This is a genomic window from Paenibacillus sp. FSL H7-0716 (assembly GCF_038002705.1).
GTDB classification, from domain to species: domain Bacteria; phylum Bacillota; class Bacilli; order Paenibacillales; family Paenibacillaceae; genus Paenibacillus_AQ; species Paenibacillus_AQ odorifer.
The window spans coordinates 158,494-173,833 of record NZ_JBBODA010000012.1 but is presented as its reverse complement, the minus strand read 5'-3'; the positions used below and the strand labels follow the sequence as shown (position 1 = coordinate 173,833).

The following is a 15,340-nucleotide window of genomic DNA, read 5'->3' as shown; positions in this document are numbered from 1 at the left end:
GAACCCGGAACTCCGGAACCCGGAACCCGGAACTCCGGAACCCGGAACCCGGAACCCCGGAACCCGGAACCCCGGAACCCGGAACCCCCGGTTTCGTAGAATCCACCATCTTTCGGACTCAGATGACGTTATTAGCCAAATTATCGCCTTTTCAGCACAGTTTCGGACTCCAGTGACGCTATTGCTCGAAAAGAAGCTTGTATTTGCTGTTTTACAGGGTGATAGCGACTATGGGGTCCGATAGAATTCAAAAAGTGTGCTGAAACTGCGAATAAGGTCTTCTGAGTCCGCTGGAGCTACTGAGTGGAATGGAGCTGCTGAGTCCGCTGGAGCAGGTGAGTCCGATAGAGCTACTGAATCCGAAGGAGCTGCTGAATCCGCTGAAGCAGGTGAGTCCGATAGAGCTACTGAATCCGGAGGAGCTGCTGAATCCGATGAAGCTACTGAGTCCGAAGGAACCGCCGAGTCCGATAGAGCTGCTGAATCCCGCGATTGGCGGTTTCAATCCACTCGACGTGGGTGCCCCAGAGCATCCTCATGACTTACAGGACACCCTGTTGTCGTGCAGACTCTACTGCCCAATACTCCCCGCAGATTATTAAGAATTGTCCCCTTGCTGTTGACAATATGAACGAAATCTTTATAATTAGATTATAATTCATACTAAGTTAATCGGAATTCTAATAAATTAAAATAAATTAAATGATAAATATAATTATAGGAGGATGCGGCAATGGAACGGAATATTGTAATCCGGCATAACGGAGAAGAATTGACGGCGAGCATACATTACCCGAACAAAGAGAAGGGAACCTCTTCGCGTTGCAAGGATAGACTGCCATTAGCCGTGATCTGCCACGGATTTGTGGGGAATCGGATTGGCGTAGACCGGATTTTTGTGAAGGCGGCTCGTGAGCTGGCACAAGAGGGATATATGGTTATTCGTTTTGATTATGCGGGCTGCGGCGAGAGCAGCGGGAATTATGGCGGCGAAGACATGGAATCGATGATCGCTCAGACTAGAGCAGTACTGGATTACGGAATTAGCTCTACTGATGTGGACCCACAGCGCGTGACGCTGATTGGCCATAGCCTGGGTGGCGCGGTGGCGCTGCTGACAAGTATTCGCGATCGCCGCGTGAAGAATCTCGTGTTATGGGCCTCTGTTGGTTATCCTTTCAATGATATTGTGAAAATTGTAGGGCGGGAGGCTTATGATCGTGCTGTGAAGAATGGATCAGCCGATTATGTGGGCTACTCGTTTACGCCGGTATATTTTAATTCTTTGGCGGCTTTTCAGCCCTTCCAAGAAGCGAGCAAATTTAGCGGCGATGTACTCGTCATTCATGGCACCTCTGATGATGTCATTCCGGTGGATTACGCTTTTCTTTACCAGAAGCTGTTCTGGACACGTCCCGAAGGACGTTGCGATAAAGAGATCATTTTTCAAGGGGATCACACCTTTTCTTCTGGACCGGCACAGCAGCAGCTGCTTAAGCGGACTATAGAATGGATGAACGAACAAGAGCATCTGCAGACAGAGTGGCAGAATTGGATGATTTAGGAGAAGGTTTTTATTCGCATTAACTTGCAATAAGCGGTAAAATAAAGATGCACACCATATACTGGGTTATGGAGGTTGGCATCCTATGAAATTACCGTCATTTTTTATTGCGCACGGTTCTCCGCTCCTCGCACTGGAGGATAACGAGTATACCCGTTTTCTGGAGCGGCTTGGTCAAGAACTTGAAGCGCCACGCGGTATAGTAGTTTTCTCAGCGCATTGGGATAGCCCTGAACAGCTACTTACCGTTGATGAACTGCACGAGACACAGCATGACTTCTACGGATTCCCTGAAGAAGTTTACACGCTGACCTATCCGGCCCCGGGCGATCCGGCCCTAACAAGACGGATTTCTGAGCTCTTCAAGGATAACAATCTATCACATCAGCCCGTTCTGGGGCGAGGACTCGATCATGGAGTCTGGGTGATACTGAAAAAAATGTTCCCCAACGCCGACATTCCGGTAGTCGCTTTATCCGTCGATTCCCTGCGCTCTCCCAAGGAGCAGTATAATATCGGGCGGATGTTAGCACCGCTTCGTGACGAAGGCATACTGCTGATTGGAAGCGGTGGACTTGTTCACAATTTGCGGATGCTAAGTGAAAGTGAGCAGCCTGAGGATTGGGCACTTGAATTCGATGCCTGGATTGCCAAGGGACTAGAAGCCTGGGATTTGCCTTCACTTTTTGCGTATGAGAAAAAAGCTCCACATGTACGCGATGCGGTTCCTTCTTATGGAAGAGAGCATTTTGCACCTCTCTTTTACGCGATGGGAACAGCGGATGGCAGCAGGAAGGCAGAGCGGATTTTTCAGGCTTATCAGTATGGGACATTAAGTCTGAATTGCTGGAAGCTAGACTAACTGAATGAATAAGAGACCCGCAGGGTGCAGCCGCAATGGCTGTACCCTTTTTTTAATATAAGAATTTATCTATTCCATGCTATAAAATTTCCTTATGCTTGCTATGAAAAAAGGGAGAAGGTGATCAAGACAAATGGGACTGACTGTGATTAAATGGAAGGAATCAGTGAGTTTCATAAAACGTTTAGGAGGAACTACAAGCTTATGAAAGTAAATTGCTCTTCTTCCCGTCTGTTATCTGCCATTGTACTGACCACACTATTGCTCTCCGCTTGCGGAACACAGAGTGCAAATAATGAGATCACCCCGACACAGCAGCCTACCGCAGAGCCCACGCCTATCGAAACGATTCAACCCTCACCTACTATTGATCCCGCTGCTGAGCTCGTATCCGGATTAACAGGTCTTCCAGTTTCTGAAGACAGTCTTCCACGTCCCTTGGCCGTAATGATAAATAATGCTCCTGCCGCCCGGCCGCAATCGGGGGTTAGTGAAGCAGATATTTTGTATGAGATTCTTGCCGAAGGTGGCATTACGCGGTTGATTGGTATTTTTCAGAGCCATACAGGTGTGGTGAAAATCGGACCGATTCGCAGCATCCGCCCCTATCTACTGGATATTGGCGAGAGCTATGGTGGTGTGACGGTTCATGCCGGTGGGAGTCCGGCGGCTTATGCCATTTTGCAAAAAGAGAAAAAAGAAGATATGGACGAGATCGGCCGTGCCGGAGCTTATTTTTGGCGGGATAAAGCGCGAAAAGCACCTCATAACCTGTACAGCAACGCAGCCAAACTGCGGGAAGGTGCCGAGAAGCTTGGGTTTGCGCAAAGTGTGAAGGTGCCCGGGTATCTTTTTAATAATCCAGACTACATACCGGCAGACGGAGAGAAAGCCGCTGAATTTAGCATAAACTATCTGCTCAAAAGTTATAAAGTTGACTATAAATATGATCCTAAACGTCAGACCTATCAGCGTTATGTGAATGACAAACCTCATTTAGATCTAAATAACGATAATCCGGTGGAAGCGGCCAATGTGATGGTTATAGGAGCCGATCATAAAGTGCTTGATGATGTCGGAAGACTTCAGATTGATGTGGAGCTTGGCGGGGAAGCGTTGCTTTTTCAGCGGGGACAGGTCACCAAAGGCAGATGGTCGCGTGAACCAGGGGATGTGATCCGCTTTGTGAGGGATGGAAAAGAAGAGCTGATGTATCCAGGAATTACCCATATTTTGGTGGTCCCTAATGCGCCTTCATTTAGCAGTCATGTGGTATATGGCGGGGCGGATGGTACAACATAAGAAAGTCGGAATATCCAGTGTTATACAGATTTGTGTTCGGAATAATGGGTATGTGTTAATAGAGTGTAAAAAAGTTCATTTCTATAGCTTCTATACCTTGTACGGATATGATAAGATAACAAGGGTTGTCATTCATTTTCATGCTTTTTACATATGAATGGCTCTGTATTCACGGTAATTTTATGTAAAGGGGTTTAAAACAATGAAGTTGAGAAAAAAGGACATATTCTTTGAGACGCTGGAAAATATGGCCGATACTATTGTCCAAGCTGCAGATTATTTTGCTCAGAATATCACTGATCTCCGGAATAATGTCGATAATTTCGCTGCAGAGATGAAAAAGTACGAATCCCAATGTGATACTTACACGCACACCGTCATCAAAGAATTGAACAAGACGTTTATTACGCCGCTTGAACGTGACGACATTATGGACTTGATCACAAGCATGGATGATGTCATCGATGGTCTGGAGGCATCCGCCTCACGTTTCTATATGTACAACCTTCTTGACCCGGATGAATACATTGTACAATTCGCCGAAATCCTTCGTCAGTGTGCTTATGAAATCCAAAAAGCGGTTCATTTGCTCTCCCAGAAGAAATTGTTGGCGATCCGTGAATATACAATCCGTCTGAATGACCTTGAGAATCAAGGGGACGAAGTGCTTCGTATTTGTACTAAGGTCCTGTTCGAAACTGTAAAAGACCCGATTGAGCTGATTAAACGCAAGGAACTGTATGAGCGGCTCGAGACCACTACAGACAAATGTGAAGATGTAGCCAACATGTTGGAATCGATCATCATGCGCAACTCATAAGGGGTACTAGAATATGGAAACATCTATATGGATTCTTGGAATTGTTATATTTCTCGCGCTTGCGTTTGACTTTATCAATGGATTCCATGATACGGCCAACGCAATTGCTACCTCTGTCTCAACACGTGCCTTAAAACCGCGAACAGCAATTATTATGGCAGCACTGATGAACTTTGTTGGGGCCTTGATGTTTACAGGTGTGGCCAAAAAAATCGGCGGAAGTATCACCGACCCGACCTTGCTTGAAAATGGGTTGGATATCATAATCGCCACGCTGATTGCTTCGATTATTTGGAATTTGATTACTTGGTGGCTCGGGATTCCATCCTCATCGTCTCACGCACTGATCGGCGCTTTAGCGGGTGCAGTATACGTGGGAGCAGGCTCAGCACACATCAATTGGGGCGGGTTTGTGGAAATTGTCGAAGGACTGATTTTCTCCCCAATCATTGCGTTTGTTATCGGTTATATTATCATGACCATCCTGAAATGGATCTTTGCTAAGCGTAGTCCACATACGGTCAACAAGGGCTTCCGCTCTATGCAGGTCCTTACGGCAGCGTTACAGTCGTTCACACATGGTACAAATGATGCGCAAAAAGCGATGGGGATCATTACTTTTGCACTCGTTACCTCAGGACGTCAAGAAACTATGGATGTTATCCCTTTGTGGGTTAAGATAGCTGCAGCTACGGCTATGGCGCTCGGTACCTCCATTGGCGGTTGGAAAATTATTAAGACTATGGGCACGAAGATTTTCAAAATCGAACCTATTAACGGTTTCGCGGCTGATATTTCCGCGGCATCTGTTATTTTCTCAGCAACGCTGCTGCATTTGCCAGTAAGCTCAACGCATGCGATCACATCAGCGATCCTCGGGGTTGGCTCTGCCAAACGTTTCTCTGCAGTGAAATGGGGAGTAGCCGGACGTATTGTGGTCACTTGGTTCATCACGATTCCAATCAGTGCGGTATTAGCAGGTCTGATTTTCAAAATCATTTTTTAAACACCCTTTAATAAAGATGTCAGTTAGCCATTGGGCTGCGGACATCTTTTTTTGTTGTTTGGACATGAGGAGAATGAAGAATATACGGTATAAATCCCGTAGAAATGGTGGAATTCGGCGAGGGGGAGGAATATACGGTATAAATCCCGCAGAAATGACGGAGTTTGGCGTCGGAGGGAGAATGTACGGTATAAATCCCGTAGAAGTGACGAAGTTTGGCGTTGGAGGGAGAATGTAAGGTATAAATCCCGTAGAAATGACGAAGTTTGGCGTTGGAGCGAAAATGTACGGTATAAATCCCGTAGAAATGACGAAGTTTGGCGTTAGAGGGGAATGTACGGTATAAATCCCGTAGAAATGACGAAGTTTGGCGATGGATGGGGAATGTACGGTATAAATCCCGTTGAATTTACCAAATTCGGGGATGGTGACAAAAAGAAGAGCATTATTGCCCTAGAATTGGAGACACTTCGTCGAAGAAGCAGAAAGAAAGGCATAAATGCCTTAGAATTGGTGAACTAGCGTCGAAGAAGCAAAAAGAAAGGCATAAATGCCTTAGAATTAGTGGAACAGCGTCGAAGAAGCAGAAAGAAAGGCATAAATGCCTTAGAATTAGTGGAATAGCGTCGAAGAAGCAAAAAGAAAGGCATAAATGCCTTAGAATTGGTGAACTAGCGTCGAAGAAGCAGAAAGAAGGGCATATATGTCTTAGAATGACGGAACCTGAATTGTATGAAGTTGGACCAGCCCAACTTAACACATTTCAAGGGAACCCAGCGCGTCTTTATCCAGTTCATCGTAACGTAACCTAGCCTAGCCCAGTCCAACTTACCTTATTTCAGCAAAAATCCAGCGCACCGAAGTCCAACTCTGCACAAAGTAACCTAGCCCAAATTAACTCAGCCTAGCCCCACGTAACACATTTCAACGGAACCCTGCGCACCTAAATCCAGTTCATCGTAACGTAACCTAGCACAAATTAAATCAGCACAGTCCAACGTAACACATTTCAACGGAACCCTGCGCACCTAAATCCAGCTCATTGAAAAGTAACCTAGATCCAACTAACTCAACGCAGCCCAAATTAACTCAACCCAGCCCCACGTAACACATTTCAAAGGAACCCTGCGCACCTAAATCCAGTCCATTGTAAAGTAACCTAGATCCAACTAACTCAACGCAGCCCAAATTAACTCAGTCCAGCCCCGCGTAACACATTTCAACGGAACCCAGTCCAACCCAACCCAACCCAACCCAACCCAACCCAACCTCTTCCTTTCTCCCTGCTTTTCTGCCGCCAATGAGTACCGATATATTCACAATTCCTGCCCGGAACTTCACAGTTCCGATGCAAGGATTGCATCCCAATCCCACAAATCTACTACCAGCCCAAAGTAAAACATATGTTACTTACGGTAAATGAACGCTAGGCGATGGATTCAACCTTTTACGAATTCAAGTTCAGTCTGCTTACGATCGAAGGGTTATTTACCATCCCTAATGAGCACTTTTTCACCAACTAATTAGTAAAAATAGCGATAGTAATTCACAGCTATGAATTCATCTCACTCATAAACCCGATACCGACAGCAGAGAATAAGGACAGCTCGCCCCCAGCGCAACCAACCTTACACAAATGAATCGAGCATTAACGAACGACGTAGCACCAAATGTTTCTTAGTCTAGCTTGAGCGGTGCTGCTGGCTATGTTTTTTGCTTTTTGGAAGACTTGTCTTCTTGCTGTACAATAGAGGCGTGGAAGAAGATGAAGCGGAGGAACATTTATGATACGTACACTTGTTGTCACACATAAAGGTGAGGTGCTGACAGAGATCCCTCTGCAAAATATCCGGCTGGAGGATTATGCTTGGATATGGGCAGATTTTGCTACGCCTACGCCAGAAGAAACGCTTTTGCTGGATCAATATTTTCATTTTCACCCCTTGGCGATAGAGGACTGTATGCATGTATTGCAGCGGCCGAAGCTGGATCATTACGAGAATGTGCAGTTTTTTGTGCTGCATGCGCTGAATGAGCGGACGTTGGATGCTGAGGAGGTTGACCTATTTTTAAGCGCGAACTTTCTTGTCTCCTATCACCATCAGGAAAAAGCAGAGATGAATGAAGCGTGGGAACAAGTGAAGAGCGAAATACATAGTCGAAAAGGCTGGTCGGGTGGGCCGATGGCAGCTGCGTATACGGTGATGGACAAGCTGGTGGATAAATATTTTCCATGTCTCTACAGTTTAGAGGACGAGCTTGCGGATCTGGAGAGCAGCGGTAGCAGTGAGTCGGTGGAGGAATTGATGAGCCAAGTGTTTGGCGTGCGCGGAAGGCTGCTCAAAATGCGGCGGACGATTGTGCCAATGCGCGATTTGATGTACCGGATCGTGAATTCACAGCATGTCCAGAGCAACGGCGAGGAACGGATTTATTTTGGCGACATTTATGATCATCTGCTAAAGCTCTCCGATATGATTGAGGCTGATCGGGAAATGACCGCGGATTTGCGTGACAGCTACATTTCACTCAATTCCAACCGGATGAATTCGATTATGAAAACACTAACGGTAATCACGACCGTATTCATGCCGCTGACGCTTATCGCCGGGATCTACGGGATGAACTTTGTGAAGATGCCTGAACTAGAGTGGAAGTATGGTTATTTTGGTGTGCTGCTGTTTATGCTGGTAGTTGGTTTTGGGATGTTCCGATGGTTCCGACGGAGTGGCTGGTTTAAGTAAGAATAGAGCAGAAAGCGCCAACAGCAAATCTCTTTCCCGCGAGAATTGCTGTTTTTCTGGTGCATAGCTAGAAAACGTCACCGCTATTTGCGGCGACGTTTTCCGGTGGAAGAAGTAGAGCGCCGGCGAGTAGTTGTAGTAGATTTGCGACGGGGTGAGGTGGAACGCTTTTTTTTGCGGCGATTAGGACTGTACAGGGCGGCATCCTCTTCGGCGGCTAGTGCGCCTGCTGCGCCTTTGTTTTTACCGAAGCTACCCATGAACAGCTTAACCATTGGAGCCATCTGCTGGAAGCCGGACATCACCTTTTGTACTTTACCCATAGAGTTTACGATCCCGTCAATGCCGCCCATACGATCGATGATACCTTTGATTTGCTCCATATTCCCACCAATTCCGCCACCGCCTCCTAAGCCGCTGAGCAGTCCGGCAAGCCCGCCGCTTGCCTTTGTTGCAGCTTCAGCTGCAGGGAGCGCCAGCGCAGTTTCGGTGGCAGCTTCTGCTCCTAAAGCAGGAAGGATTCCGGTCTCACCTGGGAGAGCTGAGGGCGCATATGAACTGAGGCCAGGGTAGGCAGAGGCATTATACGAATCGCTCAGTGAACGCTGATTCCGGCGGGAATGATTATAGTAATGATCAGGCATAATATCACATTCCTTTGTTAGTGGTCTGCTATACTGTATGTCATGGGCGAACATACGGTATAGACGAATGCCCGGGTAATAGGGATAGGAGCGGAAAAGGGCGTATGCCTATAAACAGGCTAAAGTAGTGAAGAAACCGTGTACGAGCTTGATTTTCGGCGCTTTTGTAGTACTATAGTGTAGGCGATAATTCTTATGTAGAGAAAAATACTTGTATTGGGGTACATAAATGGTGTGCGCGTGGGGTGGACGTTTGTCCATCATTTTCGTTCTTTACAGCGTGAAATCGTTAATGCTTGAAAAATGCGCTCCAGTGCAATATAGTAAAGGCAGGATAGTGACATTAGGTTGATGTTTCCGGAGCTAGTTTTGTACGGAGCTTAATCAGAGAAACTAATGCTGATAGAACTTTTAGGGGATGAAAAATTGATGCAACTTAAGAAGTTAAATGATAAAAGTATAGACCAATTATTTGAAGCCATTTTAACATTAAAGAATATGGAAGAATGTTATGTTTTCTTTGATGACTTGTGCACCGTGAACGAGATTCAATCGCTGTCGCAACGACTGGAAGTAGCGCGTATGCTCGGCAAAGGCTCGACCTACAATCAGATCGAAGCAGAGACAGGAGCAAGTACAGCTACTATTTCCCGTGTAAAACGTTGCTTGAACTACGGAAATGATGGTTATAAATTAACGCTGGAACGTTTGGGACGCTAATTTATGGTACCGGGCGTACTTATTATCAGTCACGGCTCCCGCGACGAGGTTTGGGTGTCGATCGTGGAAGAGGCCGTAAGCGAATTATCGCTAGATGAAGAGATGCCAGTGGTGGTCTCTTTTTTAGAGCTGGTAGAGGGCCGTCTGATTCAAGATGGAATAAATGAACTGGAACATGCAGGGGTCACAGATATAATTGTGATCCCATTGTTCGTTTCCTCGGGAAGCACACATGTCGATGAAATAGAATATGCACTTGGGGCTAAACCTGAACCTGAACGTGAGACCGATTTAGAGCCGTTCCACGTGAAGGCTAAGGTTCACTATGGTTATCCTGTCGACGATGACCCGGACATCGCTGTGATGATCTGGGACAAGCTTCGTAAGCTGTCTACGGAACCTGAACGTGAGACAATTCTGCTGGTGGGTCATGGCAGCATCTATGAGGGCTTCCGCCAGCGTTGGCAGCAGGGTATCTCTTCACTGGCAGGACGTGTACGTGAGGTGAGCGGCGTAGCGGCGGCCGATTACGGTCTGCTGAATCCGGACAGTGTAAGAAGCAAAGTGGAGTATTGGCAGGAGCAGGGTCACGAGGTGTTGGTGGCGCCGCTTTTTTTGAGTGAAGGTTATTTCACTAAACATGTGGTTCCGAACAGACTTAAAGGGTTAACCTATAAGTATTCTGGCCAGACGCTTTTGCCGCATCCGCTTCTTCCGCATTGGATTGAGAGACAGGTAGAGACACTCCTCGAACAGATTCGAAAAAAGAGTTAAAAAGCTTCCTTTTTAGTCCACTTAATCATGAAAAATAGTGCCCATTTCCGTGGATAATACGGGATTTGCTGCATAGACATATATATAGTTGTTTTTGCCTAATAAGGTGTCGTGAATTGTTGTATAATGGAATATTTACGATTAATGTCCTCTGACATTGATTGTAGTGGTCCGAATTAGGTATAATCAATTAGGTTATTCTATTATAAAAAACAGGTGGCGTTCCGGTAATGAAAACTGCGAGATTGATTTATAATCCCACTTCTGGACGGGAAGAAATGAAGAAGCGGCTCGCCGACATTTTGGACCGGCTGGATACGGGTGGCATTGAAGCCTCCTGCCATGCAACGACCGGAGAAGGCGATGCTATGTTAGCTGCTGCGGATGCAGTAGAGCGCGGTTATGATCTAATCATAGCAGCCGGTGGGGATGGCACTTTAAATGAGGTTATCAATGGTATGGCGGAGAAACCTAATCTCCCCCCGCTTGGCGTATTGCCGCTTGGGACTACCAATGATTTTGCACGTGCGATGGGGATTCCGAAGAATTGGGAAGATTCCGTTGATTTGATCCTTCGTCAAGAGTCGCGTCCGATTGATATCGGTAAAGCCAATGATCGTTATTTCATTAATATAGCAGGCGGTGGCAGTCTAACCGAACTGACCTATGAAGTTCCCAGTAAGCTGAAGACCATGATAGGACAGCTTGCGTACTATTTAAAAGGTATTGAAAAAATGGTCAGCCTATCTCCTCAGGAACTAATCATTCGTGCCAATGGGCAGGAGGTTATTCATGATGAGTTCATGCTGTTCCTGATTGCAAATACGAATTCTGTCGGCGGCTTTGAAAAGCTTGCTCCCGGCGCTCGAATCGATGACGGTCTGTTAGATGTTATTGCGGTTAAAAAATGCAACCTGGCAGAGTTTGTCCGTTTGGTTAGATTGGCCCTTCGTGGCGAGCATTTGCAGGATAAAAAGGTTGTGTATTTCCGTACGGATGCAATGGATGTAATTTCTCCAGGGCATGTCCAATTGAACTTGGATGGAGAACTTGGCGGAGAGCTGCCGGGTCGTTTTCGGATTTTGCCGCAGCATCTGCGGATTTTTGCTCAGAATAATTAGGTTATTTGAAAGTAAGAGTGTGGGATTATACAGTGATGATAATGAAAGAAGTGAACAATAAATAATGAGTAAACACCGCAGTGGACGCAGCACCAGCCGCCCAGCCGGCAAGGCGCCTGTCGCCGGACTGCCTGTGAATAAAAATGATGAGGTTATGCTCGATATTATCGGCATGACCCATGAAGGTGAAGGGGTAGGCCGCGTAGAAGGCTTTACCCTTTTTGTGCAGGGAGCCCTTCCCGGAGAGAAAGTCTGGGCAAGGGTGCTCAAGACCAAAAAGCAGTATGGCTACGCCAAACTGCTGAATATAGTAGAAGCGAGCAGCGCCCGCATCGCGGCGCCTTGCGAGATCTATGACCAATGCGGCGGCTGCCAGCTGCAGCATATGGACTACACCGCACAGCTGGCGTGGAAACGGCAACTGGTGGTGGACAACCTGGAGCGGATTGGGAAGCTTCGGGTGGCTGGTGGCGGGAACAGCGGAAAGAGCAAAGAGAATGAAGCTGGTAGAAGTCAGACGGACAGTGCCAACGATGTTGGCATCGCGGATGGTACGACTGATGGCGCTGGAGTGGCTCACTCGGATGGGATTTTTGTCCGCCCTACACTCGGCATGGACGAGCCTTGGCGCTATCGCAACAAGGCTCAGGTGCCGATTGGCGTAACAGAAGGCGGCCTTGTGGGCGGCTTCTACGCACGCGGAAGTCACCGTATCATCGATATGGAAACCTGCTTGATTCAGCATGAAGATAATGATGACGTTGTGCGCAAGGTGAAAGATATCGGCAGAGAACTTGGCATCTCTGCTTATAGTGAAGAAACCGGCCGCGGCCTGCTGCGCCATGTCGTCGTGAAGAAAGCTTTTCGCACCGGTGAAATGATGGTCGTTCTTGTAACCAACGGCCGCGACATCCCACACCTGGACGCCTGGATCGGCAGCATCCGCGAACAGCTACCGGATGTAGTCAGCATCTGCCAGAACGTCAACACTCAGCGTACGAATGTCATCTTCGGTGGCGAAACCCGCGTCCTGTGGGGCAGAGATGTTATCTATGACTACATCGGCGATGTACAGTTCGCTATCTCAGCGCGTTCGTTCTATCAAGTGAACCCGGCACAGACCGAAGTGCTGTACGGTAAAACCGTTGAATATGCCGGACTGACTGGCAATGAAACGGTTATCGATGCCTATTGCGGCATCGGTACGATCTCCCTCTTCCTGGCGCAGCATGCAGCTAAGGTATATGGTGTGGAGATTGTACCGGAAGCTATTGAGGATGCCCGGGCGAATGCGAAGTTAAATGAGATGAAGAATGTAGTGTTCGAGGTTGGTGCCTCTGAAGATGTCATTCCGAATTGGAAAGAGCAAGGGATTACGGCGGATGTTATCGTGGTCGATCCACCGCGGAAGGGCTGCGACCCGCGGTTACTTGAAACGATCCTTGCAATGAAGCCGGAGCGTGTGGTGTATGTGTCGTGTAATCCATCGACACTAGCAAGAGACTTGCGGGTGCTCGAAGATGGCGGATACAAGACAGTGGAGGTAACTCCGGTGGATATGTTCCCGCATACGGTGCATGTGGAGTCGGTGGCAGTGTTGGTGAGGAACCCTTGTCAAGTAGACACTAAATAATTGCTATAGTTTTAGTGATAGTACCAGAAAAGAAATGGGCAATTTTAATTCCACTAACAGAGAACTATAAAAGAGCCGCGAGTTAGACGAGCGTAGCCCCTAGGCTCCACCATAAATAAACCGCCCTGTTCGCAATGTTGCTAACAGGGCGGTTTGCTATGTCATAGAGGGCAGCATGAAAGTTAGCAGTCAACCGGCACTCTACAAGTTATCTTGCACGTTTTTAAGGCTAACTTATTAATAGAGCAGTTACACAAAATTACTCTGCTACAACTTGTTTGCCTGCAATCCGGCCGAATGTGAAGATATCAGCGATGGCATTACCGCCAAGACGGTTTGCACCATGAATGACCCCTGTTACTTCACCTGCAGCGAACAGCCCAGGGATGACCTCGCCTTTTTCATTCAATACGCGAGTCTTCTCGTCGATCACCAAGCCGCCCATTGTATGGTGAACGGAGGGTACAGCTTTTTCGATGTAGTAAGGGCCTTTTTCAAGAGATTTCAATCCTCCGCGATGTTTGAAATCAAGGTCTTTACCTGTTTTCGCATAATCATTTACTTTATTAATCGTTTCTTTCAAAGTGTTCACGTCAATTTTGAAAAAATCAGCCGCCTCTTCAATCGTATCGGCTTTAAAGAGCAAGCCTTGTTTAACGAGTTGATCGTATTCGTCTTGATGAACTTCGATCGTTTTACCAATATCCTCAATGCCTTGATTCCATAATTGATACGTATATCCACCCGTTTGGGCAAGAATTGCTTTAGAAATAACGTCACGACGTTCTAATTCCTCAACGAAGCGCTTGCCTTCTTGGTTAATCAGGATCGCACCATCGAAGCGGGAGTCTGCAACCAGGGAAATAACACCTGTCTCAGGATTACAGATTGGATACGTTTGAATACTCTCCATGTTTGTCAGTTTGGCGCCAATCGTTTCTGCCATAACGATACCGTCACCTGTAGATCCTGGTGTATCGGTAGTCATATATTTTTCATCCATTGTAGGGTTATACTTCTTACGCATCTCTACATTGGATCCAAAACCACCGGTAGCGATGATGACGCCTTTGTTCGCATGGAATGTGATCTTGTCGCCAGTACCCGAAGTCGCAGTTACACCTGTTACTTTGCCGCTTTCGTCCTTCAGCAAGGTTTCGGCTTTCATATTCGTTTTGATCGTGATTTGATCAGCGTCTGTTTTGGCTTTTAACTTAGTAATCAATTCAACACCTGTATGACCTACAGGAATCAACGCACGTTTTCTGGAATGGCCTCCAAATTGGAACAGATGATCAGGCAAGAACTCTACCTTGATATCATCGCGCAGCCATTCGGCAGATGCTAGAGCATTGTCGGCAAGAATACGAACCATCTTTGGATCCCCGAGGTTGTCTCCGCCTTTCATCGTATCATTATAGAACAAGTCAGCCGTGTCATCTGTGATGCCAAGAGCACGTTCAACCCAGTTGTCAGGCGCATTCATCTCACCACCGGAAATCAATGTGTTGCCGCCAACAGCTGGCATTTTCTCGAGCAGAACTACATTAGCTCCAGCGCTCTTCGCTTCGATAGCCGCACTAAAGCCAGCACCCCCGGCACCGATGACGACAACATCATAGGTTTGCTCGACTTCTTCTTTGTCTTTGCTTCCACTGACTGCAGCGCCAGCGACAAGGGTAAGTCCAGACTTCGTAATTGCATCTTGAATGGCTTCGAGATATCCTTTGCTTGTAACTGTAGATCCGCTAATGGCATCAACTTTTGCGCTGTTAGTTGCCATGACATCTTGCTTGAGCTGCGTATAAACAGGTTCTGCAAGTACTTCATTTTCCTTATGCTCTGTCACTTTAATGTCAGTGATCTTGTTATCTAATAAGGAGACTTGTACTTTAATATCGCCATGTTTACCTTGCCCAACTCCTTCAAAGACTTGAACTCCGTTTGCATCTGAAGCGGGCTCTGCATCTTTACTGCCGCAAGCAGCAAGCGTGAACATAAGACTGAGGACTAGTAGAATAGATAACAGCTTTTTCGTGTGAGTTCGCATAATATCTCCTTCATTCTGTTGTGGATTGGTTACATACACTAGGGAGAGGAAGATTTGCTAGGCAAATCCTTTATCTCTAGCCTAGACATGAATGTTATTT

At 46.9% G+C, this 15,340-nt stretch carries 15 protein-coding genes; 13 read left to right on the top strand and 2 right to left on the bottom strand.

The genetic code is table 11. From position 1 onward, the window contains the following. The first annotated feature begins 308 nt into the window (after positions 1-308). From MHH60_RS17195 to corA, 9 genes are all read left to right on the top strand, one after another. Positions 309-602, top strand: a complete 294-nt coding sequence (locus tag MHH60_RS17195) for a hypothetical protein (protein ID WP_076136903.1) — start codon at positions 309-311, stop codon at positions 600-602. 131 nt (positions 603-733) lie between these two features. Then, positions 734-1,564, top strand: coding sequence for an alpha/beta hydrolase family protein (locus tag MHH60_RS17190; protein WP_076136901.1), 831 nt, complete (start codon positions 734-736; stop codon positions 1,562-1,564). An 85-nt stretch (positions 1,565-1,649) separates the two neighbouring features. After that, positions 1,650-2,426, top strand: a complete 777-nt coding sequence (locus tag MHH60_RS17185) for a DODA-type extradiol aromatic ring-opening family dioxygenase (protein ID WP_038568677.1) — start codon at positions 1,650-1,652, stop codon at positions 2,424-2,426. A gap of 204 nt (positions 2,427-2,630) precedes the next feature. Continuing rightward, entirely contained in the window at positions 2,631-3,728 is a 1,098-nt protein-coding gene (locus MHH60_RS17180; protein ID WP_076104156.1) for a DUF3048 domain-containing protein, read from the top strand. Between the two features lie 202 nt (positions 3,729-3,930). Then, the gene (locus MHH60_RS17175) at positions 3,931-4,548 is read left to right on the top strand and encodes a DUF47 domain-containing protein (RefSeq protein WP_036686871.1); all 618 of its coding nucleotides are present in this window, start codon (positions 3,931-3,933) and stop codon (positions 4,546-4,548) included. Positions 4,549-4,561: 13 nt separating this feature from the next. Continuing rightward, entirely contained in the window at positions 4,562-5,554 is a 993-nt protein-coding gene (locus MHH60_RS17170) for an inorganic phosphate transporter (RefSeq protein ID WP_036686873.1), read from the top strand. Between the two features lie 73 nt (positions 5,555-5,627). Beyond that, the gene (locus tag MHH60_RS17165) at positions 5,628-5,792 is read left to right on the top strand and encodes a hypothetical protein (RefSeq protein ID WP_179088928.1); all 165 of its coding nucleotides are present in this window, start codon (positions 5,628-5,630) and stop codon (positions 5,790-5,792) included. A gap of 119 nt (positions 5,793-5,911) precedes the next feature. Continuing rightward, on the top strand, positions 5,912-6,076 hold the full coding sequence (locus MHH60_RS17160) for a hypothetical protein (RefSeq protein ID WP_341161150.1): 165 nt from the start codon (positions 5,912-5,914) through the stop codon (positions 6,074-6,076). Positions 6,077-7,338: 1,262 nt separating this feature from the next. Further along, positions 7,339-8,298, top strand: a complete 960-nt coding sequence (gene corA / locus MHH60_RS17155) for a magnesium/cobalt transporter CorA (RefSeq protein ID WP_076136897.1) — start codon at positions 7,339-7,341, stop codon at positions 8,296-8,298. A gap of 83 nt (positions 8,299-8,381) precedes the next feature. On the opposite strand, the gene MHH60_RS17150 is transcribed toward corA, so the two are convergent. Beyond that, positions 8,382-8,942 carry a hypothetical protein gene (locus MHH60_RS17150; protein ID WP_038568686.1) on the bottom strand — a complete coding sequence of 187 codons (561 nt, stop codon included), beginning with the start codon at positions 8,940-8,942 and terminating at the stop codon, positions 8,382-8,384. Positions 8,943-9,371: 429 nt separating this feature from the next. On the opposite strand from MHH60_RS17150, the gene MHH60_RS17145 reads away from it, so the two are divergent. The 4 genes from MHH60_RS17145 to rlmD all read left to right on the top strand — a co-directional run bounded on the left by MHH60_RS17145 (position 9,372) and on the right by rlmD (position 13,190). Beyond that, entirely contained in the window at positions 9,372-9,662 is a 291-nt protein-coding gene (locus MHH60_RS17145; protein WP_019913624.1) for a YerC/YecD family TrpR-related protein, read from the top strand. A 3-nt stretch (positions 9,663-9,665) separates the two neighbouring features. Continuing rightward, entirely contained in the window at positions 9,666-10,436 is a 771-nt protein-coding gene (locus MHH60_RS17140; RefSeq protein WP_076104152.1) for a sirohydrochlorin chelatase, read from the top strand. A gap of 230 nt (positions 10,437-10,666) precedes the next feature. Next, on the top strand, positions 10,667-11,557 hold the full coding sequence (locus tag MHH60_RS17135; RefSeq protein ID WP_036680719.1) for a diacylglycerol kinase: 891 nt from the start codon (positions 10,667-10,669) through the stop codon (positions 11,555-11,557). A gap of 64 nt (positions 11,558-11,621) precedes the next feature. Continuing rightward, on the top strand, positions 11,622-13,190 hold the full coding sequence (rlmD, locus tag MHH60_RS17130) for a 23S rRNA (uracil(1939)-C(5))-methyltransferase RlmD (RefSeq protein WP_076136896.1): 1,569 nt from the start codon (positions 11,622-11,624) through the stop codon (positions 13,188-13,190). A 259-nt stretch (positions 13,191-13,449) separates the two neighbouring features. Here rlmD and MHH60_RS17125 read toward each other — a convergent pair whose 3' ends face one another. Further along, positions 13,450-15,240: a flavocytochrome c gene (locus tag MHH60_RS17125; RefSeq protein WP_076136894.1), complete on the bottom strand. Its 1,791-nt coding sequence runs from the start codon at positions 15,238-15,240 to the stop codon at positions 13,450-13,452. Positions 15,241-15,340: the final 100 nt, after the last annotated feature.